This is a genomic window from Streptomyces sp. NPDC006925 (genome assembly GCF_042869575.1).
GTDB lineage: Bacteria > Actinomycetota > Actinomycetes > Streptomycetales > Streptomycetaceae > Streptomyces.
Window position 1 is genome coordinate 1 of the sequence record NZ_JBIAGB010000006.1, and the last position, 22,508, is coordinate 22,508.

Annotated in this window: 21 protein-coding genes; 14 read left to right on the forward strand and 7 right to left on the reverse strand. The window is 70.1% G+C overall.

Going from position 1 to position 22,508, the window contains the following annotated elements; genetic code table 11:
- Window positions 1-319 precede the first annotated feature (319 nt).
- The 5 genes from ACFYNS_RS10730 to ACFYNS_RS10750 all read left to right on the forward strand — a co-directional run bounded on the left by ACFYNS_RS10730 (window position 320) and on the right by ACFYNS_RS10750 (window position 6,516).
- Window positions 320-1,024 (forward strand): peptide deformylase, encoded by a 705-nt coding sequence (locus ACFYNS_RS10730; RefSeq protein WP_388602126.1) that lies wholly within the window; start codon window positions 320-322, stop codon window positions 1,022-1,024.
- Window positions 1,025-1,066: 42 nt separating this feature from the next.
- Window positions 1,067-3,247, forward strand: a complete 2,181-nt coding sequence (locus ACFYNS_RS10735; RefSeq protein WP_388602128.1) for an ATP-binding protein — start codon at window positions 1,067-1,069, stop codon at window positions 3,245-3,247.
- A gap of 32 nt (window positions 3,248-3,279) precedes the next feature.
- The gene (locus tag ACFYNS_RS10740; protein WP_388602130.1) at window positions 3,280-3,960 is read left to right on the forward strand and encodes a response regulator; all 681 of its coding nucleotides are present in this window, start codon (window positions 3,280-3,282) and stop codon (window positions 3,958-3,960) included.
- The gene (locus tag ACFYNS_RS10745) at window positions 3,957-5,060 is read left to right on the forward strand and encodes a ComEC/Rec2 family competence protein (RefSeq protein ID WP_388602131.1); all 1,104 of its coding nucleotides are present in this window, start codon (window positions 3,957-3,959) and stop codon (window positions 5,058-5,060) included. Before ACFYNS_RS10740 ends, ACFYNS_RS10745 begins: the two co-directional genes overlap by 4 nt.
- A 121-nt stretch (window positions 5,061-5,181) precedes the next feature.
- Window positions 5,182-6,516 carry a hypothetical protein gene (locus tag ACFYNS_RS10750; protein ID WP_388602134.1) on the forward strand — a complete coding sequence of 445 codons (1,335 nt, stop codon included), beginning with the start codon at window positions 5,182-5,184 and terminating at the stop codon, window positions 6,514-6,516.
- A gap of 341 nt (window positions 6,517-6,857) precedes the next feature.
- On the opposite strand, the gene ACFYNS_RS10755 is transcribed toward ACFYNS_RS10750, so the two are convergent.
- The 3 genes from ACFYNS_RS10755 to ACFYNS_RS10765 are packed head-to-tail and all read right to left on the reverse strand — an operon-like array spanning window position 6,858 to window position 9,852.
- On the reverse strand, window positions 6,858-8,060 hold the full coding sequence (locus ACFYNS_RS10755; RefSeq protein WP_360293798.1) for a cytochrome P450: 1,203 nt from the start codon (window positions 8,058-8,060) through the stop codon (window positions 6,858-6,860).
- Window positions 8,057-8,671, reverse strand: coding sequence for a cupin domain-containing protein (locus tag ACFYNS_RS10760; RefSeq protein ID WP_360293795.1), 615 nt, complete (start codon window positions 8,669-8,671; stop codon window positions 8,057-8,059). Before ACFYNS_RS10760 ends, ACFYNS_RS10755 begins: the two co-directional genes overlap by 4 nt.
- Complete coding sequence (locus ACFYNS_RS10765; protein WP_388602138.1) at window positions 8,668-9,852, reverse strand: type III polyketide synthase; 1,185 nt, start codon at window positions 9,850-9,852, stop codon at window positions 8,668-8,670. The genes ACFYNS_RS10760 and ACFYNS_RS10765 overlap by 4 nt, the downstream gene beginning before the upstream one ends.
- Window positions 9,853-10,109: 257 nt before the next feature.
- Here ACFYNS_RS10765 and ACFYNS_RS10770 point away from each other — a divergent pair, with 257 nt between their 5' ends.
- Window positions 10,110-10,883 carry an N-acetyltransferase gene (locus ACFYNS_RS10770; protein WP_360293789.1) on the forward strand — a complete coding sequence of 258 codons (774 nt, stop codon included), beginning with the start codon at window positions 10,110-10,112 and terminating at the stop codon, window positions 10,881-10,883.
- 121 nt (window positions 10,884-11,004) lie between these two features.
- Here the strand turns inward: ACFYNS_RS10770 and ACFYNS_RS10775 are convergent, their stop codons facing one another.
- A complete protein-coding gene (locus ACFYNS_RS10775) occupies window positions 11,005-12,195 on the reverse strand; it encodes a class I SAM-dependent methyltransferase (protein WP_360293786.1) in 1,191 nt (396 codons plus the stop codon).
- Between the two features lie 218 nt (window positions 12,196-12,413).
- On the opposite strand from ACFYNS_RS10775, the gene ACFYNS_RS10780 reads away from it, so the two are divergent.
- Window positions 12,414-12,647, forward strand: coding sequence for a hypothetical protein (locus ACFYNS_RS10780; RefSeq protein ID WP_360293783.1), 234 nt, complete (start codon window positions 12,414-12,416; stop codon window positions 12,645-12,647).
- 68 nt (window positions 12,648-12,715) lie between these two features.
- Here ACFYNS_RS10780 and ACFYNS_RS10785 read toward each other — a convergent pair whose 3' ends face one another.
- Window positions 12,716-13,246 carry an NUDIX hydrolase gene (locus ACFYNS_RS10785; RefSeq protein WP_026004291.1) on the reverse strand — a complete coding sequence of 177 codons (531 nt, stop codon included), beginning with the start codon at window positions 13,244-13,246 and terminating at the stop codon, window positions 12,716-12,718.
- Between the two features lie 85 nt (window positions 13,247-13,331).
- On the reverse strand, window positions 13,332-14,687 hold the full coding sequence (locus ACFYNS_RS10790; RefSeq protein WP_360293781.1) for a transcriptional regulator: 1,356 nt from the start codon (window positions 14,685-14,687) through the stop codon (window positions 13,332-13,334).
- Between the two features lie 250 nt (window positions 14,688-14,937).
- On the opposite strand from ACFYNS_RS10790, the gene ACFYNS_RS10795 reads away from it, so the two are divergent.
- From ACFYNS_RS10795 to ACFYNS_RS10815, 5 genes are all read left to right on the forward strand, one after another.
- Window positions 14,938-16,683: a hypothetical protein gene (locus ACFYNS_RS10795; RefSeq protein WP_388602143.1), complete on the forward strand. Its 1,746-nt coding sequence runs from the start codon at window positions 14,938-14,940 to the stop codon at window positions 16,681-16,683.
- 74 nt (window positions 16,684-16,757) lie between these two features.
- On the forward strand, window positions 16,758-17,348 hold the full coding sequence (locus ACFYNS_RS10800) for a peptidoglycan recognition family protein (RefSeq protein WP_360293775.1): 591 nt from the start codon (window positions 16,758-16,760) through the stop codon (window positions 17,346-17,348).
- Window positions 17,349-17,435: 87 nt separating this feature from the next.
- Complete coding sequence (locus tag ACFYNS_RS10805; protein ID WP_388602144.1) at window positions 17,436-18,422, forward strand: 1-aminocyclopropane-1-carboxylate deaminase/D-cysteine desulfhydrase; 987 nt, start codon at window positions 17,436-17,438, stop codon at window positions 18,420-18,422.
- A 519-nt stretch (window positions 18,423-18,941) separates the two neighbouring features.
- Complete coding sequence (locus ACFYNS_RS10810) at window positions 18,942-19,355, forward strand: anti-sigma regulatory factor (RefSeq protein WP_019354516.1); 414 nt, start codon at window positions 18,942-18,944, stop codon at window positions 19,353-19,355.
- 20 nt (window positions 19,356-19,375) lie between these two features.
- Window positions 19,376-20,314, forward strand: a complete 939-nt coding sequence (locus ACFYNS_RS10815) for an RNA polymerase sigma factor SigF (RefSeq protein ID WP_360293815.1) — start codon at window positions 19,376-19,378, stop codon at window positions 20,312-20,314.
- Between the two features lie 92 nt (window positions 20,315-20,406).
- Here ACFYNS_RS10815 and ACFYNS_RS10820 read toward each other — a convergent pair whose 3' ends face one another.
- On the reverse strand, window positions 20,407-20,862 hold the full coding sequence (locus ACFYNS_RS10820) for a hypothetical protein (RefSeq protein WP_360293769.1): 456 nt from the start codon (window positions 20,860-20,862) through the stop codon (window positions 20,407-20,409).
- Between the two features lie 67 nt (window positions 20,863-20,929).
- Here ACFYNS_RS10820 and ACFYNS_RS10825 point away from each other — a divergent pair, with 67 nt between their 5' ends.
- Window positions 20,930-21,898: a diacylglycerol kinase family protein gene (locus ACFYNS_RS10825; RefSeq protein ID WP_019354513.1), complete on the forward strand. Its 969-nt coding sequence runs from the start codon at window positions 20,930-20,932 to the stop codon at window positions 21,896-21,898.
- Window positions 21,899-22,213: 315 nt separating this feature from the next.
- Window positions 22,214-22,477, forward strand: a complete 264-nt coding sequence (locus tag ACFYNS_RS10830) for a WhiB family transcriptional regulator (protein WP_016469673.1) — start codon at window positions 22,214-22,216, stop codon at window positions 22,475-22,477.
- Window positions 22,478-22,508 lie beyond the last annotated feature (31 nt).

The window sequence follows — 22,508 nt, forward strand, 5'->3', positions numbered from 1 at the left end:
TGAGATCACCACGCCAACGACGAGGGGCTCTGCCGCGTCACCACCCTCGCTGACCAGCCCATTTCACCTCTACAGCACAGGATGAAAGAGGTTCACTGTCACCGGCGCCTCCATGCCACTGAGCAGGTGGGTAGAGGCCCAGTGGTCCCGGGTCAGACGACCCAGGACACTTCAGCGCAGCCGTCACGGCTTGCTTGAGCCGTGTGCCGCGACGAGTGGCACGCACGGTTCTGAGGGGGCCGGAGTACAGCAATGTGCTCCGGCTACCCGACTTCCGGGCACGGCCCGAACGCGACACAGATCAAGGGGGGTTCAGGTGATGGACATGCGGCCCAGCCAGCACATGCGAGACCTCGGAGTCGTTCAACATGGTGCCGGCATCCTCGCCGAACCGGCCCGCGCCCTCGATCTACCCTCCGAACGCTGCGAGGCCGAACGCATCACAGACGAATTGTTCGCCGCCACGGACCGGATCGGTCAGGTCCACCCCTTCGCCAAGGGGATGGGCATCGCCGCCCCGCACATCGGCATCAGCCGTACCGTGGCCATCGTCCATCCTCCAGGTGACGCTCCCGCCGTCCTCCTGCTCAATCCGAAGATCACCGAGAGCTCCGACGAGATGAACGAGCAGTACGAAGGCTGCCTGAGCTTCTTCGACGTCCGCGGCCTCGTCCCCCGCCCCCTGCAGATCGCCGTCGAGACCACGTCGCTGACCGGCGAGACCGTCACTGCGGTGTACGAACGCGGCCTCGCCCGCCTCATCCACCACGAGATCGACCACCTCGACGGTCGTCTGTGCACCGCCCGCATGAGGCATGGAATCGACCCGATCCCCGTGCACGAGTACCAGCTGGCCGGCAGGGCATGGGCCTACGAGCAGGCCCATGCCCTGACAGCAAGATGCCCTGTACTACCGATCACTCGAACGACCTCCCCGAGAGGCCTCGCTGGGCATGTGGCTTCCCGTTCCTCATGCTCGCCCGAGGGGAGACGGCTAAGCTGTCCCGATGGCCTGCCCGATTGACCGAGCGGCGGCGCCTTGGTTGCGCCATACAGGAGGAACGCCTTGACTCAGCACCGCCTCCGTTTCGCTCCAGAGATCCTTGCCCGGCTCGGTGAAGAACTGGTACCTCACGCGGACTTGGGCATCATGGAACTCGTCCGCAATGCCTACGATGCGGACGCCAAACTCTGCCACCTAGAGATAAGCGAAGCCGAGCAACCCGGTGGCGCACTCATCGTGTCAGACAATGGTGAAGGCATGACGGCGGACCAGCTCGCCAATGGCTTTCTCCTCGTAGGAAAGTCCGGAAAGTCCTCGGATACCCACACACCCACCGGCCGGCGAAAAGTGGGCGAGAAGGGGCTTGGTAGAATTGCCGCCCTGCGCCTCGGCACCCACGTCACCGTACGCACACGCTCCCAGGATCAACTGGACACCGAGCACGTGCTGACTATCGACTGGAATCGCATCGACGCTTCCGATGCCGTGGAAGACGTCCCTCTGGCAATCGAAAGCACCAAGTGCGAGGGCACCAAGGGCACGACTGTCGAAATCACAGGTCTCCGCCAAGAAATCACTCTGCAGGATGCCGATCGTTTGGCTCGATCGATACTCATGTTAACGGGCCCGTTTGCCGAAAATTCAGCGTTTCGGGTGACCTGTGATTCCACACAGTTCGAAAACCTCTCCAGGGTGATCACAGCAGATCTGCTCCAATGGGTCGAATATCGACTCATGGCCGAACTTGATGAGCAGGGTCAAGCCTCCGCAACGCTCTACAACTGGCGTGGTGAAAAAGTCAAGTCGGCAGGGCACGACGATGTGGGGAAGAAGCGTCAGGGGCGTGGTACCAGCGGCGCACCTCTAGAATTCTCCGCCCCGCCTGCCAGTTTCGAAATGTGGATGTTCAACCTAAACCCCGGAGCATCCAAGGAAGTTCGTCTCGCGCAGCAGCCCACAGAAAAGATCAGGAAATGGCTTAAACAGGTTGGCGGAATTCATCTCTACCATCGGGAACTGCGCGTGCAGCCCTACGGCGACGTGGGGAACGACTGGCTGGTAATCAACTTGCGCCGCGCAGCGAGTCCCGAGGTGCGCCCGTCCACGAACAATTCCGTGGGGCGGATTCGTGTCATGGATCCCGAAAATCTTCTCCAGCCCAAGACAGACCGCAGCGGCTTCGTAGACAATACGCATTTCCTGGAACTTCAGGAGTTCGCCAAACGCGCCCTGGATTGGTCAGCGGAACAGCGACTCGAACTGCGGGAACAACGGCGCATCGGCGCGGCACCGAAGGCGCGGAACCGGGTCAAGGAAGCTGAGGAGCAGTTCCGCAAACTTCTGGATGCCGTCAGCCCGAAAGACCCCGATACTCCAACGCTCGACGGAGTCGCTGGTTCCGCGGTGCTGGAGTCCTTCACCGATCGAGCGTCCGAGGTATTTGACTCGCAGCGCCAGGAAATTGAAGCGCTTCGCGAAGATCTCCTCCTCTATCGCACTCTGGCCACAGTCGGCACCAGCACTGCAGTCTTCGCCCACGAGGCGATGAAGCCGGCAGCCCGCATCATCAACGAGGTAAAAACGGTCAGTCGCCGAGTCAAACAATATGTCTCGGAGGACGAGTACAAAGAAAGATTCCACTCGTCGGTCGAAAACTCAGTCGACAGCGCCAAGACCCTGGAGACCTTCGCCCGCCTGCCGTTGGCCCTCCTAGCTAAGAATAAGCGGCAGATAACCGAAGTCGACTTCGACCGAGAGTGCCCGATAATCGTTCGCCTGTTCTCCCGCTATCTCGACGAGCGGGGAATCCAGGTTGAGTACGATCTGGCTGCGGAGGGAGCGATCGTCCGCAGCACAATCGCCGACATCGAGTCGATCCTGTCCAACTTGATCGTTAACGCCGCGCATGCCTTTACGCGTACGGACGCCATCCGCCCCGAGCGCACAATCCGCATCCGAACGCACTTGGTCGCGGAGGGAGCCATGACTCGACTTTGCCTCTGTGTCGATGACTCGGGCCCCGGAATCAAGGACATCTCACTGCGCGCGATCTGGCTCCCGGGCAAGACGACACGCGACAACGGAACTGGATTGGGGCTCACGATCGTCCGTGACATCGTCGCAGACCTCGGAGGCACCCAAGAAGCCGAGAAGCACAGCGAGTTGGGTGGCGCGCGTATCATGGTCTGGCTTCCGGTCCAAGACGCCGGAGGTCAAGGGGCACGAGCTGTGGGGGCCATGTGAACGTACGTCCGTTAACAGAAGGATCCTCCGTCGTGGTCATTGATGACGATGACATGGACGCGAGCAGCATCACCCATCCACTCCAAGACGCGGGCTTCCACACGGAGATGATCACCGAGTTCACCCCCGGCCAGGACGCCGACACGTTCCTCGCCTCTCTCGGCGATCGCTACGACGCCGTGGTGTGCGACCACATCCTCGGCGGACGGGGCAATGCCCGCTTCACCGGAGCGGAACTGGTGTGCAAGGCCAACCAGCGAACTGGCACACCGTTACCCGCCGTCCTCATCAGCAGCCACGTCAATACCGATCAGAACGGGGCGATTCTACGCTGGCGAGAGGGCATCCCAAGCGTCGTTGACAAGAGCGACGCCTCCGACACGGTGGTCGATGCGCTCCGATACACCCTGGACGAGCTCGCGGGTAACCTCACGAGGGAACGGCGTGCCTTCACCACCCCGATCGAAGTTCTCGACGTGCGGTCCGGCGGGGAGGAACCCAGAGCAAAGGTCATCGTAGTCGGCTGGAAGATCGACTCCTCCGTCTGGATGCCGTTGCGCCCCATCGAGGAGGCAACGGGCCTCCGACCGGAAGAGTTGCCAGGCCGGTGGCTTGAGGCCGAGGTCAATTGCTACGCGAAGGATGCCTCCGACCTCTTCTACCGCAACATCGTCCTCGCTCCCGACCTGCCGCAGGAGTGGCTCACCCCATGACCGATCCGACCGCTCCCCCGGACCTGCCGCCCAGCCAGAGTTCAGAGTCAGAGTTAGCTGTTTCCGTCCTGGACGTTGGGCACGGCAACTCCGCTGTAGTCCGAGATGGCACGACTTGTGCCGTCATCGACGCAGCCCCGGGCGGTATCGTCCAGCGCGAACTGGATCGCGTCGGTTGCGAGCACATCGAGCACCTGGTCATCTCCCATTCGGACCAGGATCACGCAGGCGGCGGCCCGCAGATCTTGCTCGATCCATTGCGCACGGTGGGAACCGCGTGGTTCAACCCAGACGCGAAGAAGGACAGCCGAATCTGGGCCCGACTCCTCCGAGCCGTCTTCACGCGATATCGCCGCGGCGGCTTCGGCGGGCACCAGATGCTGCACACGGAGACGTCACAGACGTTGTACTGCGGCAGGGCGAGGCTCGAAGTCTGCCACCCTAGCTTTCTGATGGCCGGTACCGGCCCCACGGAGACCTCTCCAGACTTCGGCAAGCTCGACACCAATACCGTATCCATCGTGGTCCGTGTTCACCTGGACGAGAAGCCTGCCGTTCTGCTCGCGGCGGACATGGACGCGGTTGCGCTCAAACACATTCAGCAGAACAGTCATCAGCTGTCGGCACCAGTCCTGGTCTTCCCTCACCACGGAGGACTCCCTGGCAAGGCCGAACCGCGGGCTTTTGCCGAGGAGCTGACCAAACTGGTGGTTCCCCAGCTGGTCATCTTCTCCATCCGGGGCGGGCTCCGCCCCGCCAACCCGCACCAGGAGATCATGGCGGGGGTGCGATCTGCAGCCCCAGACGCCCACATTGCATGCACGCAGCTGTCCGTTCACTGCCATGAGGACAAAAGACTGGTTACCGACCGGCACCTGGCAGTGCTACCAGCAGCAGGCCGCAAATCCGGCCGGTCCTGTGCAGGCAGCGTGAAAGTGACCCGCGTTCAGTCAGGGCTGCGCTTCGACCCACCGCTGGAAACACACTTGTCGTTCGTCAACGGCGGAACCGTCGCCAACCCACAGTGCCGACTCCCCATCCCCCCTCCCCGCAAGACACCCGAGAAAATCGACTTGGAGGAAGCCACTGATGAGGCCTAGGGCCAGGGGGACTCCGTGATCCGCTCCCACCCCCCATGCCCCTGCTGCAGAATGACACCGCAGCCATTCCAGACACTTGATCCAGGACACCTCCCCTTCCGGATCAACAGGAGGGGACCAGATGAGCATTGCAGCTTACGACGTCTACGCACGTCAGCTTGAGACCTTGGTTACGGACGTGGCCTCAGGCCGTTGGAGCCGTGTGACGGACGACGTGACACAGGCACTCAACGGTCAGGCGTCGGCGGCGCTGCGTCGCAGCGTCTCGCGAGCCGATCGCCGCGCCACCGGCTCCTTTTTCACCACAGGTGACGTTCGGCAGTCGTTTGAAGGACTCCTGTCACACAGCGGAAAGTCTGGGCGCACACCGGTGATCTGGGACCCCACCTGCGGCGGCGGTGACCTACTCATCGCCGGAACTGCGCAGTTCCCCCTCGGGACGACACCAGCACAAACACTCACTCTGTGGAACCGCTGGGTAAAGGGCCACGACATGCACGCTCCGTTCGTCTCCGTGGCCCGCATGCGACTGATCCTTGCCGTCCTGGAACGTCACCGGGCTGTCGGATCCGACGCCCCGCTCATGCAACACCGATGGCGCACCGCCTTCCCACGGGTGCAGGTCGGCGACGGTCTGCAGGCGTTGAGTAACGCCTCTGAAGGCCGTGGCTTCCGAGGTCGGCTGCTCTTGAACCCCCCCTACGGCACGGATGCGGCCCTCCCCAGTTGTACATGGTCGACAGGTCGGACGTCCTTGGCGGCGACGTTTACCGCTCAGGCGTCAGCTGCAATGGCCCCCGGCGGAAGGCTCTTCGCCATCTTGCCCGATGTACTGCGCAGCGGGAGCCGTTACCGGGCATGGCGTGATTGGCTCGCCGATCGGATGCGGATGGAGGAAATCCGCCCACACGGTCTCTTCGACAATTACACCGACGTCGATGTCTTCCTGCTCTCCGCCCTACGACAAGCCAGCGGCCACCCCGGCGAGGTCGCCTGGTGGCCGTTGTCTACCGCTGCTTCGGACAGTGCCATAGGTGATCATTTCCGTGTCGGAGTCGGCCCTGTAGTCGACAACCGAGATCCGCACGATGGACCGGAAGTTCCCTATCTCACGGCGAAGGAATTGCCGGGCCAAGGGGAGACTGGACTTCCGCAGCGCAAGCGTCGGTTCAGCGGTCGCTTGGTGGATCCCCCTTTCGTGGTCATCCGTCGTACGTCCAGGCCAGGACAAGGAGCCAAAGGAGGTACCCGGGGGACAGGAGTTCTCGTTCAAGGTCACCAGCCGGTCGCCGTGGACAACCACTTGATCGTGGTAGAGCCCCTGACAGGTGGCATAACGCGCTGTCGGGAGCTGCTTGAAGTGTTGGACGGACCGAAGGTCGTCCACTGGCTCGACGAGCGCATTCGCTGCCGCCACCTAACCGTCACCGTTGTCCGGTCGCTCCCCTGGGGCTGAAACTGCACAACAGACAAATATGTCCGTCTTCAGTGGGGACAACGCCAAGCAGAGGTCGGTCCGCGCACAGTCCGCAGGACACTCGATGAGGACCGCCTCGCGCCATCGCCAGTCACATGGGAAAGACCGTTTCAGCGATCCGCTGCAAGCAACGCCGCGGGTCGCTGACCCGGCCCGCAGGTCACCCTTCCGCGGGTACGAACGGCCGCACCCGGTCCGCGGGACTCCGACCGAGTCCCGTCCGGACCGGGTGCGGCCGTTTCCCGTCCGGCTGCCGGACGGGAGGCTCGGCAGGCCCGCGCGGGCAGCTGCACGCGCCCCGCAACCGGCCGCCGCCGGGTTCACCAGGTGACCGGAAGCCCGACCGGCCCTCGGATGAGCACACTGCCCTGCCAGGCGATCTCCTCGGCGGGCACGGCCGACCGCAGCCCCGGCAGCCGGCGCAGCAGAGCCGACAGCAGCTCCTCGGCCTCCATCCGGGCCAGCAGCGGTGCCACGCAGTGGTGCGGCCCGTGCCCGAAGGCCAGGTGCGGGGGGCCCTGGCGGTCGATGTCGACCGCGTCCGGGTCGGGGAACCGGCGCGGGTCGCGGCCCGCCGCCACGTAGGACACCTGCACCACCTCGCCGCGGCGCACGAGCACACCGCCCACCTCGACGTCCTCGGTGGCGATCCTGGGCTGCCCCACACCGTGCTTGTGCGGGATCCACCGCAGCAGCTCCTCGACGGCGCGCGGCACGGACTCCGGTTCGGCGCGCAGCCGTTCGCGCAGCTCGGGCCGGGTCAGCAGCAGGTAGACCATGTTGGCGGTGTTGTTGCGCACCGCGTGCCACCCGTTGAGCCCGATCAGGGTGGCCAGCGCGAGCAGTTCCTCCTCGTCGATGCGCCCGGCGTCCACCGCCGCCACCATCCGCGTCATCAGGTCGCCGGACGGCCGGGACCTGCGCAGCTCCGCCAGTTCCAGGAAGTACTGCCGGGCCGCCGCCTTCACCTGCCGGGCCCGTTCGGCCGCCGCGTCGTCCGAGGCGCGGGTCAGCAGCGTCGAGGCCCAGTCGCGCACCCGGAGGCGGTCCTCGGGCGGTACCCCCAGCAGCTCCCCCACCACGGCCAGCGGCAGCGGCGAGACGACGTGGCGCACCACGTCGGCCGGGGGTCCCGCCGCCAGCATCCCGTCCACCAGCTCCGCCACGAGCGCCCGGACCCGGGGCCGGAGGCGCTCGACCGCGCCGCTGCCGAACACCGGCGCCACCACGGAACGCACCCGCGCGTGCTCGGGCGGGTCGACGAAGCTGACGGCGCGGTCGAGCGGGATCAGATGCCTGGTCATGCGCGGAGTGGGGCGGCCGACGATGTCCCGGCTGAACCGGGGGTCCGAGGTGACGAAGCGGACGTCGTCGTACCGCGTCACCAGCCAGCAGTCCCCCTCACCGTGCGGCAGCCGGATGCGGGTCGGCGGGCTTTCCAGGGCCGCCCGCAGGAACGGGTCGAACTCCAGCTCCGGCGGATCGGCCGGCAGGTCGTAGAGCGGGCACTGCGCCATGGTCATCCCTCCTCGATCCGGTCCGGTGCGCCCTTCGGCACCGGTCCCGGGGGCGGGCCGTGCCGGAGCGGGGTGAGCTGCTCGATGTCGTAGCGGGCCCGCAGTTCGGCGACGGCCGCCTCGTCCGGCGGGCCGTCCGCGGCCAGGATGTCCAGCAGTTCGTCGAAGTACCGCTCGTGGTCGGGCGGCGGTGCCGACTGGAAGAACATCCGCGCCGGGGAACCGGTCGGATTGGCGAAGGCGTGCGGGCAGCCCGGCGGCACCAGCACGGTGGTGCCCCCGGTGGCGCGCACGGGGCGGTCCCCGGCGGCCGACTCCCACTCCCGCCAGCCGTCCCGGGTGCGCGCCCGGGGTTCGAAGGCGAGCAGCTCCAGCTCGCCCTCCAGCACGTAGAAGAGTTCCTCGCTGCGGGTGTGCACATGGGCGCCCACGTCGAAGCCGGGCGGGACGACCACCTCGAAGCTGGAGGCGGCCCGCGAGTGCTGCCCGGTCACCTTGAAGGTCACCTGCTGGGCGGCGGTGCGCAGGGTGCGGCCCCGGCCCGGCGGCAGGACCAGGCCGCTGCGCGGCAGGGGCCGGCGCTCGGGGCCGGGCTCCACTGCTCCGGTACGGGTCATGACGGGCTCAGCGCCCCTTCCGGTGGGTTCTCCGGGCGGGGCCCGGGGGGCTTCCCGGTCGTCCCGGCGGACCCCTGTCCGTGCCGGGTCCCGGGGCGCTGCCGGGCGGCGTCCGCCGGGTCGGCCTGGGCCGCGGTGCCCTCCCAACAGCCCAGTGCCATCTCGGCGGTGATGCCGGGGCCGAACCCGGCCAGCAGTCCGCGCGCGCCCTCCCCGGGTCCGCCCTCGTCGAACAGCCTGCGGAGGGCGTCCAGGACGACGACGCTGGCGGTGTTGCCGTACTCCGTCAGCGTGGCCCGGCTGAACCGGAAGGCGTGCTGCGGCACCTCCAGGTACTTCCCCAGGTCCAGCAGGATCCGCGGACCGCCCGCGTGCACGATGTAGAAGTCCAGCTCGGAGGCGTCCCAGCCGTGTCGTGCGGCGAGCTCGCACAGCGCGGGCGCCAGCGGGCCCATGGTCGAGGGCACCCGCTTGTCCAGCAGGAAGTGGAAGCCGGTGGAGCGCACGTCGTAGGAGATCCACTCCTCGGTGTCCGGGATCAGATAGGAGCCGTTGCGCAGCAGCCGGATGCCCGTGCCGCCCGAGCCGCGGACCACGGCTGCCGCCACCCCGTCCCCGAAGAGGCCGTCCGAGAGCAGCGCGCCGACGCCGACATCGGTGGGCTGGTAGCACAGGGAGCAGAACTCACACGCGACGATCAGCGCGTTGGCCTCGGGATAGGCCGTGCAGAAGTCCTGAGCCCGGTTGATCGCCGCTCCGCCGCCCGCGCAGCCCAGCTGCGCGATGGGCAGTTGACGGGTCGTGGAGCGGAACCCCAGCGTGTTGATCAGCCAGGCCGTCAGCGAGGGCATCATGAAACCGGTGCAGGAGACGTAGACGATGAGGTCGATCTCCTGGGCCTCCAGTTCGGCGGCGGCCAGCGCCCGGCCGACGACCCGCGGCACCCGGGCCTTGGCCTCCGCCTCGTACACCGAGTTCCGCTCCGCGAAGCCGGGGTGGCGGAGGGTCAGCTCCAGTGGTTGGACGAGGTGTCTGGTCCGCACGCCGGTGTTCTCGATCAGCCGCAGCACGAGCGGGAGTTGAGGGTGTTCCGCGTGCTGGGAGCGCGCCAGTGCGAGCGTGTCCGCCAACGTGATCACGTGTGGCGGGACCTGTACAGCAGGTCGGCACAGAGTCGCCATGACAGGAACAACGAGGGGCCGGCGCGGCACGGTACTCCACTATAGGGTGGGAAATCAATCCCAACCACCGCGAGAGTAACCAACTGCACCATAAAGGACAGGCGTTGCATACCCCCGACGGCCCCGGTCCCCGAAAGTCCCCAGCCCCTTCCCTCTGTCGAACAGGGCTCCGCCGCGGGAAGGCCGCCGAGGCCGCATGCGGCCGCTCCGCACAAATCCGTGGCCCGCGCGCCACCGCCTGTGGAAACGTCCGGTTCATGACACCCCACAGCTCCGACACCGTCGAGGTCACCCGCCTCGCCGATCGCCCCGAACTGACCGGCAGGCTCTACGAGATCTCCGACGACTGGCCGGCCTTCGTCGGACACGATCTCGCCGCCGACACACTGCTCCCGCAGGTCCCGCAGGACTTCCCGGAGTACTGCGTCGTCGCCACGGACGGGGACCGCGTGGTGGCGCGCGGGTACGGCGTGCCCTTCGACGCCGACTCGTCCGGGCGCGAGGAGACCCCCGACCAAGGGTGGGACAGGGTGCTGACGTGGGCCTGCGCCGACCGGCGGCGCGGCCGTCCGGCCACGGCGGTGAGCGCGCTGGAGATCACCGTCGACCCGGCACACCGGGGCCGTGGACTCTCCTACCGGATGCTGGAAGGGCTGCGCGCGGCGGCGCACCGGCAGGGGCACCGGGAACTGGTGGCCCCGGTGCGCCCCACGGCCAAGCAGGAGCGGCCGGACCTGCCGATGGCCGACCACATCAGCGAACTGCGCGCCGACGGACTGCCCGTCGACCCGTGGCTGCGGGTACACGTGCGCGCGGGCGGCACCGTGGAGAAGATCGCGCCGGCGTCCATGACGGTGAGCGCGTCCCTCGCCCGGTGGCGGGAGTGGACGGGGCTGCCCTTCGACCGTGCGGGAGAGGTGCGGGTGCCGGGTGCGCTGGCACCGGTGCACTGCGATCCGGTGCGGGGGCACGCCGTCTATGTGGAGCCCAACGTCTGGGTCCGGCACCGGTCGGCGGGGCCGAAGGGCTGACGCGCGGCCGGGCGGGCCCACCGCGGCGGGTGGCCGGTGCAGCCGCTCCGGCAGGGGCTGCCGAGGCGGCGGGGGCTGCCGAGGCGGCGGGTACGGCAGGTACGCCGGGGCAGCCGGCGGTTCAGCCTGCCGCCGGGCGCAGCCGCCACAGCCGCGTCGTCTCGGCGGCCCGGGCCGCGTGCAGGGGCGCCTCCGGGTCCTCCGCCCTGCCGTGCCGGGGCCGGGCGTCGAGCCGGCCGGCCACCTCCAGTCCGGCCTCCGCGATCCACTCCAGCAACTGCTCGCGGGGGCGCAGCCCCAGGTGCTCGGCGAGGTCGGAGAGGATCAGCCAGCCCTCGCCGCCGGACGCGAGCCGCTCGGCCAGCCCCGCGAGGAATCCCCGCAGCATGCGGCTGTCGTGGTCGTAGACCGCCTGCTCCAGTACGGAGGTCGGTTTGGCGGGCAGCCACGGCGGGTTGCAGACGACGAGGTCAGCGCGCCCGGCGTCCGGGGGTGGGAACAGGTCGGACCGTACGACCTCGACCACCTGCGCCACGCCGAGCCGCGCGGCGTTCTCGCGCGCGCACTCCACCGCCCGCTCGCCCAGATCGGTGGCGATCACCCGGCCCACACCGCGCCGGGCCAGCACCGCCGCCAGCACGCCCGTCCCGGTGCCGACGTCGAAGGCCAGCAGCCCGGCAGCCGGCCGGTCCGGCAGCGGAGCCCGCGCGACCAGGTCGACGTACTCGCCGCGCACCGGTGAGAAGACCCCGTGGTAAGGGCGGATCCGGTCGCCGCCCAGCGCGTCGACGGGCACCCCGTTGCGCCACCACTCGTACGCGCCGAGCACGCCCTGCAGTTCGCGCAGCGAGACCAGCGCCAGGTCGCCAACGGCACCGCCGGGCGCGCCGTAGGCCGCCACACAGGCGGGTCCCACCTCCGGCGCGCGGCGCAGCGGGACGGCGTAGGAGCCGCCGGGCGCGGTCTCCAGCGGGACCAGCAGCATGCCGAGGATCCGGGCACGGCGGGAGCGGGCCTGCCGGTGGAGGTGGAAGCCCTCCAGCGGCGTGGCCCCCGGTTTGGGCTGCTTGCGGTCGACCCGGCGGCCGAGCGCCGCCAGCAGTTGCCGGGCGCCGTGGTAGTCGCCGCGCCACAGCAGCGCGGTCCCCTCGCAGACCAGCTTGTAGGCGATGTCGGCGGCCATCCGGTCGTCGGCGACGGCGATCCGCCGCGGCGGCCGGGCCCCGCTCTCCGACCGCCACGCGGCGGTCCGCTCCCGGCCTCCCTCGTCCCACCGGACGGTGCCGTCCCCGGCCTCTGGCTGTGCGTTCACCGGACAACCGTAACCGCGCCCGCGGGTGCCCTCTCCGCCGCGGCCGGGCACCACCGCCGCCGGCACCGCGAGGGACCGTCGGGCGATCGTGTGAAATGGGCTGACCAGCCGGTTCGGCGCGGCCGTGGGCGGCGGGGAACCGGCTGGTCACGGCATACGTTGACGGGTGTACCGGAGCCGACCCGGCCGGTAGAGCCGTACACGACGGAGGCAGGACCATGGCAGGCTTTCTCGACCGCGCCAAGGAACAGGCTCAGCGGGGTATCGCACAGGGCAAGGAGAAGGTGGAGGAGGTCCAGGCCCAGCGCGCGGGCAACGACCTGCTGCGCCGTCTGGGCGCCGCCTACTACGCGGAGCAGAAGGGCACCGGCTCGGCGCAGGAGGTCCAGCGGGCCCTCGCCGCCGTCCAGGAGCACGTGGCGCAGAACGGCGACGACTTCCTCAAGAGCTGAGGCCGCCCCCGCGCGGGGTCGGGGCCCGGGGCCGCTCCTCACCGGCCGAGGGGCGGTCCCGGGTCGGCTCACCCGAAGCGGACGCGGTGGAGCATCAGCAGCGCCGCGGCCATGTTCGCCGCGGGGACCTCGCCGGCGGCGATGAGGTCGGGCACCTCCTTGAGCGGGACCCACTCGCGCTTCTCGGATTCGAAGTCGTCCTCCGGCGGGCCCACGTAGTCGGCCCCCGGCGACCAGTAGATGTGGTGCCGGGCGTCGGTGAGTCCGTTGGACGGCTCGACGGTCATCAGATGGCGGAGCGGTCCGGGGCGCCAGCCGGTCTCCTCCAGCATCTCCCGGGCCGCCGCCTCGACCAGGTCCTCGCCCTCCTCTACGACGCCCGCCGCCAGTTCCCACCCCCAGCTGTCCGTGATGAAGCGGTGCCGCCACAGCAGCAGCACCTCGTTGCGCTCGTTGACCGCGGTTGCCGCGGCGACGGGCCGCAGCCGGATCAGATAGTGATCCAGGTGGCGCCCGTTGGGCAGTTCCACATCCGCCAGATTCACCCGAAGCCACTGGTTCTCGTACACAGTGTGTTCACCCAGGTTCTTCCATCGCACGTATGTGCCCCCTTCCCGACGGAGGTTGGGCACATCCCAGCATGTCGTGTGCTCCCGCTGACAGGGGCGCAGCGCGCACCCCGGCTCAGAACGGCACGCTCAGCGAGTCCTCGATGAGCTTCGCCGCTTCGACCGCCGAAGTCCCGGGGTGCTGCTCCAGCCGCTTTCTGACCCTGCGCATGCGCCCGCGCAGCCGCTGCGACTCGATGCCCTGCGCGGTGTCCACCATCTCCGCAGCGGTGACCGCGGCCCGTTCGGGTTCCCCCGCGTGCAGCGCCACGTCGGTGAGGGTGGCGAGCCGGTTGACCCGGCCGCGGGCGTGCGCGGGCGCGCGCGCCGCCCGCTGGGCGTACTCGGCAGCCGCGGACAGCTCTCCCAGCAGGATGAGCGCCTCGGCCAACCGCACCTCCACCAGTCCCGGTTGGACGTAGCTGGTCTCCTCGGGCTCCTCCTCGGGACGGATGCGCCCGGAGTACGCCTCGGCCCGGCGCATGCAGTCGTGCGCGCTGCGCCGGTCCCCGAGACGGGCGTACGCACCGGCCTGCATCGCGTACACATCCGTGGCGAGCGCGGCGCTGATGCGCGGTCCCGTGGTGCGCAGCAGGGCCTCGGAGCAGGCGAGCGCATGCCGGGTGTCGCCGAGGAACAGCGCCTGATTGACGAGGAGGGCGACCACGTATCCGCCGAAGACCAGGTCGCCGGACGCCTTGCCCAGCCGCAGCGCCTGGTGGAAGTAGCGCTGGGCCAGCCCCTGCGCGTCGGCGTCGTAGGCGCAGATGCCGCTGATGGCCGCAAGCGAGCCGGCGGCGCGGCACAGCGCGCGGCCGGTGGTGTCGTCGTAGCTCCCGCGCAGCAGCGGGGCGACCTCGCCGTGCAGGAAGCCGACCACCCGGCCGCGGGTGGCGACTCCCCCGGCGTTGCGGTACAGGTGCTCGTAGTGACCGCGGGCGGCGTGCAGTACGCCCACGTCCGCGCCGGTGACCTCGGCACCGCAGGTGCGCGAGACGTCCCGGTCCTCGGGCGGGTTCTCCCACTCCCACACCGGTGCGACAGCCGCGCCGCCGGTCAGCAGGGCGGGGCCGAGCTGCTCCCCGTGCACCCGGTCCGAGCGCCACAGGGAGGCGGCACGCTCCACGAACCGGTCCAGACTCGCCGTCTCGGAGCCGAGCGCGGGTCCGGGAAGCCGGCCGCCCGCCGGGGCATCCATGCCGATGTCACTGAGTGTGAGGGTTCTGTCGAGCTGGCGCCCGAGGACCTCGCAGATCAACTCGGGGACTCTGCCGCGTGGCCGTTGCCCTTTCAACCAGCGCGCCACGGCCGTGTGATCGTAACGCAGGGTTGCCCCCGCTTGGTCGCCTAATCGATTGATTCTCGCCGCAAGACCGGCTCGGGACATCCCTGCCTGGTCAAGGAGCGCGTCCAGTTGGCTGTTGGGCTCCATGCCGCCCTCCGTCGGGTCCAACGTGTCGTCTCGCAGAGTAATGGACCTGCTTTCACACGGGGTGTGAAAGCACCACGCAGTCGTGCGCCCGGCACATGCTCCCGCAGCGGGGAGCGATGCGGTTCCCTGAAAACGTCCGGGTGCATGACAGCACATCAAGCACACGGAGAGCTACGGAAAGACATCACCTGATTCCGGAAGTGAGGCAGAACAGTGAACGACCCCATCCGGTTCCACCGCAGGAACAACCATGCGACCCGCTGACCCCGTACGCGTCACGGCGTCCCCGAGCACCGGGTCCCGCACCCGCACCCCCAACCGTGCGCTGCGTGCCCTGCTGGAGGAGAGCGAGTGGACGCAGGCGGCGTTCGCGCGTGCCCTGGCTCGTCTCGGCGCCGAGGCCGGCATCCATCTCCGGTACGACAGAACTTCAGTCGCCCACTGGCTGCGCGGCAGCCGTCCCGACCCCCGGGTGCAGCACCTGATGGCGGAGGCACTCTCGCGCCGCCTCGGCCGCCGGATCACGGTGGCGGACCTGGGCATGCTCGGCCCGCGCGGCTGCCGCCCCGGCACGGCGGCCCGCCCACGCGGCGACAGCGGTGGTGGCGGCGGTGAGGACGACATCTCCGATCCGGCGGAGGAAGGACCACGGCCGGACAGCGGGCCCGCACCGACCGGGCCTCGGGAGCGGCTCAGGGAGCCGCTCGGCTCCGACGCCCCGGCGGCCGACGCCGAAGCGCAGGCGGGGGGCCGGGAACACCCGGTGGACGCCCGCCTGTTCGGCCTCGGCAGGCCGTTGCGCCCCGCCGACCAGCTCACCGCGCTCACCGCGCCGGTGATCCCGCCGCCCCGCGCGGACACCCCTCCTCCGGCCCCCTACACCCTGCGGCTGCTCACCGAGACGGTACGCGGACACCGAAACGGCAGTCCGGACGGCGCCCCGGCGGAAACGGGCGGCGATCCGGCCGCGGACGATCCGGCCACCGCACCGGGAGCCCCCACGCCGGCGCCGCTGCCCGGCGCCCGGAACGGCTGCACGGCCCGCGGCTCCCGCCCCGCACGCACCCCCGAACCGGGCCAGGTCGCCTCGGTCCACGAGCACGCCCGGTTCTTCGCGCTGCAGGCCGACCGGTACGGCGGCGGTCATATCCGCACCCCGCTCGCCGCCTGCCTCTCGGGGCTCGTCCGCTCGCTGCGCCGCAGCGAGGAGGGTGTGCACCAGCGCGGAATCCAGGCGGGCGCCGCACGGCTGAGCTTCCTGCTGGCCCGGGTCTACGTGGACGAACAGCGGCACGGGCTCGCCCAGCGCGCCTTCCTCACCGCGGCGGAACTCGCCGCGGAGGCCGCCGATCCGGAGGGGGTCGCGCTGGCCCGCCGCGCCCTCAGCTCGCAGGCGCACCAGTTGGGGCACCCGCGCGAGAGCCTGCTGCTCGCCCGGGCGGCCCTGGCCGCGGCCCCGGCGGACACCGACCCCTCGGCGCGCGCGTTCCTGTATGCCGGACTGGCCGTCGCGGACGCGGCGTGCGGCCAGGAGGGCCGAGCATTGGAGGCGTTGGAGCGCGCGGAGCGGCAACTGGCCCGGTCCCCGGTCGATCTGACCACCGGTCCGGACAGCCCCACCGGCGAGCCGGTCGGCACCTACCGGAGCGCGGCGCTGCGCTACCAGTCCAGCCAGGTGCGGGTGGCGCTCGGCGACCGCGAAGGCGCCATCGACGACCTGCGCGCCTCGCTGCACGCCCGTCCCGCGAACGAGCGCCGCACCCGCGCCGTGTGCCAGGCGGAGCTGGCCGAACTGCTGCTCTCGCGCGGCCGGCTGGCGGAGGCGTGCGCCGCGTGGAGCGCATTCCTGGAGGTGTCCGCGCAGGTCCGCTCGGGCCGGGTGCGGGCGGCCCGCTCCCGGATACCGGAGCTGCTGCGGCCCTACGGGCGCGACCGCCGGGTGCGCGCCCTCCTCGTACAGGTGACCCCCGCCCCGGGTACGGCCCGGCGCGGCTAGAAGCGGCGCGGCAACGGGTATGACCCGGGGACAGGTTCCGGCCGCGGCCGGACACCCGGCAGCCGGAGGCGAGCATGGCCACACCCCTCACCGCGACCGCGTTCGTCCGGGCCCTCGAAAAGGAGGGGGCTCGGATCGAGGAGGTCCGGGACTGGCGCAACCACAACCGCAACCAGCAGGGGCCGTGGGGTCCGGTGCACGGTGTCGTGATCCACCACACCGTCACCAGCGGGTCGGCCGCGACGGTCGATCTGATCTACGACGGCCGCCAGGACCTGCCGGGCCCGCTCGCCCACGGCTGCGTCACCAAGGACGGCACCGTGCATCTGACCGGACACGGCCGGGCCAACCACGCGGGCTCCGGCGACGACGACGTGCTGCGCGCCGTCGTCGCCGAACGCGCCACCCCGCCGCCGAACCAGCAGAACACCGACGGGAACCGGTACTTCTACGGCTTCGAGTGCGAGAACCTCGGAGACGGCCGGGACCCGTGGCCGGACGCGCAGCTGGAGGCGCTCGTGCGGGCCGCGACCGCGCTGTGCCGGCACCACGGCTGGGGCGCCCGGTCGGTCATCGGCCACCTGGAGTGGACGGACCAGAAGAGCGACCCCCGCGGCTTCACCATGGACGCCCTGCGGGAGCGGATCGCCGAGCGCCTCGAGTGACCGGTCGGGTGGTGCCGGGGCCCGGCGCCGCCCGGCCCCGGCACGAGGCCCGGCCCGGCACCGGCACCCGGCCGCCACAATGGAGGGGTGAGCCACCCCGTCGACATCGCCGCGGCCCTGCGGCCCCGCCCGCCCTCGCCGCTCCAGGAGCTCGAGGACGAGGGCTTCACCCGCCGCGGTGTGCGGCTGCTGCTGAAGCGGGAGGACCTCGTGCACGCGGCGGCGGGCGGCGGTCCGGCGGCGCCGGGACCGGGACCGGGACCGGGACCGGGACCGGTGGACCTGTACCCCTCCGGTAACAAGTGGCGCAAACTCGCCCCCAACCTGCGGGCGGTGGCCGAGAGCGGCCACCGGCGGCTGCTGACCTTCGGCGGGGCCTACTCCAACCATCTGCGCGCCACCGCGGCGGCGGGCAGGCTGCTCGGGCTGCGCACGGTCGGGGTGGTCCGGGGCCACGAGCTGGCCGACCGGCCGCTCAACCCGTCCCTCGCCCGCTGCGCCGAGGACGGCATGCTGCTGCACTTCGTCACGCGCGCCGACTACCGCCGCCGCGCCGACCCCGCGTTCCACCGTGAGCTGCGCGCCCGCTTCGGCCCCTGCGCCGTCGTCCCGGAGGGGGGCAGCAACGCGGCGGCCGTGCGCGGGTGTGCGGCGCTGGGCGCGGAACTGCGCGGGTACACCGATGTGGCTGCGGTCGCCTGCGGTACCGGCGGCACCCTCGCGGGCATGGCGGCAGGTCTTTCCGCAGGTCAACGCGGTCTCGGGGTGCCGGTGCTGAAGGGTGGGTTCCTCGCCGGGGAGATCGCACGGCTCCAGCGGGAGGCCTTCGGGGGGCCGCGGGGCGACTGGTGGCTGGAGGAACGTTTCCACGGCGGCGGTTACGCGAGGACGGGCCCGGAGCTGTCCGACTTCGCGGCGGACTTCGCCCAGCGGCACGGGCTGCCCGCGTTGGAGGAGACCTATGTGGCCAAGCTGCTGTTCGCGCTCACCCGGCTCGCGGACGAGGGCGCCTTCCACCCCGGCAGCACGGTGACCGCCGTCGTCACCGGCCGGGCGTTCCCCTCCGGACGGTGACACACCGTGAGGAGGCTCCTCACTCTCCGCACCCGGCCCCCCACCGCACCTTCCCCCGATGTGACAATGCGTAGTCATCTCTCGCACCCCTCGGGCACCTCCGGCCCGCTTCGGGGCCACTCACAGGGGCGGGTTTCGGCCCTTGTCGGAGGCTGTGCCGCGAGGGGCTATGAACGCATCAGGTGACGGGTACTGACATGGCAGGCCCTTCCGGCGTCGCCGAGGCGCCCCCGACCGGGCACACAGGGTGGCCGCGGGGACCTCGGAAGCCGTTCCGGAAAACGGCCCACGGCGACCCCATGAGGCCAACACAGCGTAATCGCGGCGGATTTGGGGCCTCCACCCCCTAGCCACAGAAAGTACCCATATGTTTACTATGGGTGACGCTCAGGAATGAGGCGGCAGTGATCGATGCGTGCGGCATCGTGACACGGATCGCGATAGCGTCACTGACGAAACGAATCAACAGCCGCTTCGGCCCGTGAGGCCCGACCGGCTCGTGCCACCTTGGAGGTGAGGGTGTCCCAGATCGCAGGCGAGCCCGCATCGCAGGACTTCGTCGAGGTCCGGCTGCCGGCTGCGGGTGCCTATCTGTCGGTGCTGCGGACGGCCACCGCCGGGCTCGCGGCCCGCTTGGACTTCACCCTCGACGAGATCGAGGATCTGCGGATCGCCGTGGACGAGGCGTGCGCGATCCTGCTCCAGCAGGCCGTCCCCGGTTCCGTACTCAGTTGTGTCTTCCAGCTCGTCGGCGACTCGCTGCACGTCACCGTCTCGGCGCCGACGACCGATGGCCGTGCCCCCGAACGCGACACCTTCGCGTGGACGGTGCTCTCGGCCCTGGCCGGTGAGGTGGGTTCAGCAGTGTCGGATGACCGTACGGTCAGCATCAGCCTGCACAAGAAGCGCGGTGCAGGACCCGGAGCATCGTGACCGAGCACGAGGCAAGTCAGATGTGGTCAGGCCGCCCGGGGGCGGTCTCCCGGGGCGTTCCCGAGCAACAGCCCCGGCCGCACCCGGCCGACCCCAGCATGCAGCGACCCAAGCAGGCGGAGCGGGCGGACGCTATGGACCAGCAGCAGCACGAGCGGCGTGAGCGGGCCGCCGGCCACGGCGCGGGCGGGTCCCACGGACTCGACCCGCAGGAACGCGGCGGCGCGCGGGCGCTCTTCGTCCGGCTGCGCACGCTGCCGGACGGGCCCGAGCGCGCCGAGCTGCGCAACCACCTGGTGCGTATGCATCTGCCCCTCGTCGAGCATCTGGCCCGCCGCTTCCGCAACCGCGGGGAGCCGCTGGACGACCTGACGCAGGTCGCGACGATCGGCCTGATCAAGTCGGTCGACCGCTTCGACCCCGAGCGCGGCGTCGAGTTCTCGACGTACGCGACACCCACGGTCGTGGGCGAGATCAAACGCCACTTCCGCGACAAGGGCTGGGCCGTGCGCGTGCCCCGGCGGCTCCAGGAGCTGAGGCTGTCCCTCACCTCGGCGACGGCCGAGCTCTCCCAGCTCCACGGGCGCGCCCCGACCGTGCACGAGCTGGCCAAGCGGCTCTCGATCTCCGAGGAGGAGGTCCTCGAGGGCCTGGAGTCCGCGAACGCCTACAGCACCCTGTCGCTCGACGTACCCGACACCGACGAGGAGTCCCCGGCCGTCGCCGACACCCTCGGCGCCGAGGACGACGCCTTGGAGGGCGTCGAGTACCGGGAGTCCCTCAAACCGCTGCTGGAGGAGCTGCCGCCGCGGGAGAAGAAGATCCTGCTGCTGCGGTTCTTCGGCAACATGACCCAGTCCCAGATCGCCCAGGAGGTCGGCATCTCCCAGATGCACGTCTCCAGACTCCTGGCGAGAACCCTGGCGCAACTGCGGGACCGCCTGCTGGTGGAGGAGTGATCCTCCGGCTCCGCCCCTTCCCCTGACCCGGGGCGCGTCCCGCGGGTGGCGGGAAGGGGCGCAGCGCAGCCCACCGGACGGGCCCGGGGGCCTCAGTCCCGGCCGATACCGAGTGCCTCGGTGGCCTTCGGGTTCACCAGGCACCCCAGCACGACGAGGGCCGCCAGGCCCAGCACGACACCGGCGGCCAGTGAACCGCCCCCGTTCCGGCCCAGTTGCCAGGCGACGGGCAGCGCGATGAGCTGCACGATCATCGAGGGCCCCCGGCTCCAGCGGCGCCGGAGCCACAGCCCGCGGGCCGCGGCCAGCGGCAGCACGGACAGCGCGAGGACGGTCGCGGCCAGGGTGGCAGCCTGCGTCGTGTCATCCGGCCGCCGGGTCACCAGCAGCACCAGCGAGACGACCCCGAAGGCGGCGACGACCAGCCCTTCGGCGCCGGTCAGTACGGCGGCGACGACGATCCTGCGCGGCCCGCGCGCCTCCTGCCGCGTCCCTGTGGCCCCGTCCGTTTCCGTGGCGGCGTCCGCCCGCTTCGACCTTTCGCTCACCAGGGCAGCCTAGCCCTCCGCACCGGCGGGGCTGGGCCGTGTACCCCGCGGTAGGTACGCTCACTCCATGCGCGCACTACTCGTGGTCAACCCGGCAGCCACCACCACCAGCGCCCGGACCCGTGATGTGCTGGCGCATGCCCTCGCGAGCGATCTCAAACTGGAGGTGGCGACCACCCGGTACCGGGGCCACGCCCGGGACCTCGCGCGGCAGGCCGCCCAGGGCGGCACCACCGAACTGGTCATCGCGCTCGGTGGGGACGGCACGGTCAACGAGGTGGTCAACGGACTGCTGCACGACGGCCCCGACCCGGAGCGGCTGCCCCGGCTGGCCGTGGTCCCTGGCGGCTCCACCAATGTCTTCGCGCGCGCGCTGGGGATGCCCAACGACGTGGTGGAGGCCACCGGGCACCTGCTGGACGCGCTGGAGGCCGGCTCGGAGCGGACGGTCGGCCTGGGGATCGCCGGGGGCGTGCCGGGCTCGGACGACGCGGAGATCCCCGACCGCTGGTTCACCTTCACCGCGGGGCTGGGGTTCGACGCCGGGGTGATCGGCAGAGTGGAGCAGCAGCGGGAGCGCGGAAAGCGCTCCACGCATCCGCTGTATGTGCGCCAGGTCGTACGGCAGTTCCTGAACGAGCCGCACCGCCGCACCGGGACGATCACGCTGGAGCGGGAGGACGCCGAGCCGGTGCGGGAGCTTGCGCTCTCGATCGTGTGCAACACCGCGCCGTGGTCGTACTTCGGGAACAAGCCGCTGTACGCGGCGCCGGAGGCGTCCTTCGACACCGGCCTCGACGTGCTGGGACTGCAAAGACTGACGCCGCTGGCGGTGAGCCGCTACGGCACCCAGTTGCTGACCTCCAGCCCGGAACGGGGGCCCCGCGGCAAGCACGCGGTGACACTGCACGACCTCACCCGGTTCACCTTGCATTCGCAGGCGCCGTTGCCGTTTCAGATGGACGGTGACCACCTGGGACTGCGTACGAGCGTGAGCTTCACAGGCGTACGGCGTGCACTGCGTGTGATTGTGTAAGTGGAAGGGGCCAAAGTCCTTCCACTCGAACGTTTAGACCAGGGTCCACCCCCTCGAATGACGGCTGTGAGCTAGTCGACACCAAGGATTCAAAAAAAAGTTTCCGGAAGGGGTTGTATCCGCCGCCGAGGTTTGCGAGTCTCTTCATGGCGATCGGGACGGCCCCGCCATCAGGGCCCCCTTGAGAGCCGGAATCCCCTTCTTTGACTTCAGTGGGACCCGCATCACATTTGTGAGGCCCCACTTCCCCCGTCAAGGGATTCGTGAAAGCGTTCACATTCACAAGCAAGCCACACACGAGGAGAGGTAGCAGCCATGGACTGGCGTCACCACGCCGTTTGCCGCGAGGAAGACCCCGAGCTGTTCTTCCCCATCGGCAACACCGGTCCCGCGCTGCTGCAGATCGAGGAAGCCAAGGCTGTCTGCCGCCGCTGCCCCGTCATGGAGCAGTGCCTGCAGTGGGCTCTGGAGTCGGGTCAGGACTCCGGTGTCTGGGGTGGTCTGAGCGAGGACGAGCGCCGCGCGATGAAGCGCCGTGCCGCCCGCAACCGGGCGCGGAACAACGCCGCGACCGCCTGACACGCCTGACACACCAGCCCTGCACCAGCGG

What these genes read in the sequence shown, in the direction of transcription:
- ACFYNS_RS10730 (WP_388602126.1), top strand. Translation starts at nt 320, where the DNA reads ATGGACATGCGGCCCAGCCAGCACATGCGAGACCTCGGAGTCGTTCAA.
- ACFYNS_RS10745 (WP_388602131.1), top strand. Translation starts at nt 3,957, where the DNA reads ATGACCGATCCGACCGCTCCCCCGGACCTGCCGCCCAGCCAGAGTTCA.
- ACFYNS_RS10750 (WP_388602134.1), top strand. Translation starts at nt 5,182, where the DNA reads ATGAGCATTGCAGCTTACGACGTCTACGCACGTCAGCTTGAGACCTTG.
- ACFYNS_RS10755 (WP_360293798.1), bottom strand. Translation starts at nt 8,060, where the DNA reads ATGACCATGGCGCAGTGCCCGCTCTACGACCTGCCGGCCGATCCGCCG.
- ACFYNS_RS10760 (WP_360293795.1), bottom strand. Translation starts at nt 8,671, where the DNA reads ATGACCCGTACCGGAGCAGTGGAGCCCGGCCCCGAGCGCCGGCCCCTG.
- ACFYNS_RS10765 (WP_388602138.1), bottom strand. Translation starts at nt 9,852, where the DNA reads ATGGCGACTCTGTGCCGACCTGCTGTACAGGTCCCGCCACACGTGATC.
- ACFYNS_RS10770 (WP_360293789.1), top strand. Translation starts at nt 10,110, where the DNA reads ATGACACCCCACAGCTCCGACACCGTCGAGGTCACCCGCCTCGCCGAT.
- ACFYNS_RS10780 (WP_360293783.1), top strand. Translation starts at nt 12,414, where the DNA reads ATGGCAGGCTTTCTCGACCGCGCCAAGGAACAGGCTCAGCGGGGTATC.
- ACFYNS_RS10790 (WP_360293781.1), bottom strand. Translation starts at nt 14,687, where the DNA reads ATGGAGCCCAACAGCCAACTGGACGCGCTCCTTGACCAGGCAGGGATG.
- ACFYNS_RS10795 (WP_388602143.1), top strand. Translation starts at nt 14,938, where the DNA reads ATGCGACCCGCTGACCCCGTACGCGTCACGGCGTCCCCGAGCACCGGG.
- ACFYNS_RS10800 (WP_360293775.1), top strand. Translation starts at nt 16,758, where the DNA reads ATGGCCACACCCCTCACCGCGACCGCGTTCGTCCGGGCCCTCGAAAAG.
- ACFYNS_RS10815 (WP_360293815.1), top strand. Translation starts at nt 19,376, where the DNA reads ATGTGGTCAGGCCGCCCGGGGGCGGTCTCCCGGGGCGTTCCCGAGCAA.
- ACFYNS_RS10825 (WP_019354513.1), top strand. Translation starts at nt 20,930, where the DNA reads ATGCGCGCACTACTCGTGGTCAACCCGGCAGCCACCACCACCAGCGCC.
- ACFYNS_RS10830 (WP_016469673.1), top strand. Translation starts at nt 22,214, where the DNA reads ATGGACTGGCGTCACCACGCCGTTTGCCGCGAGGAAGACCCCGAGCTG.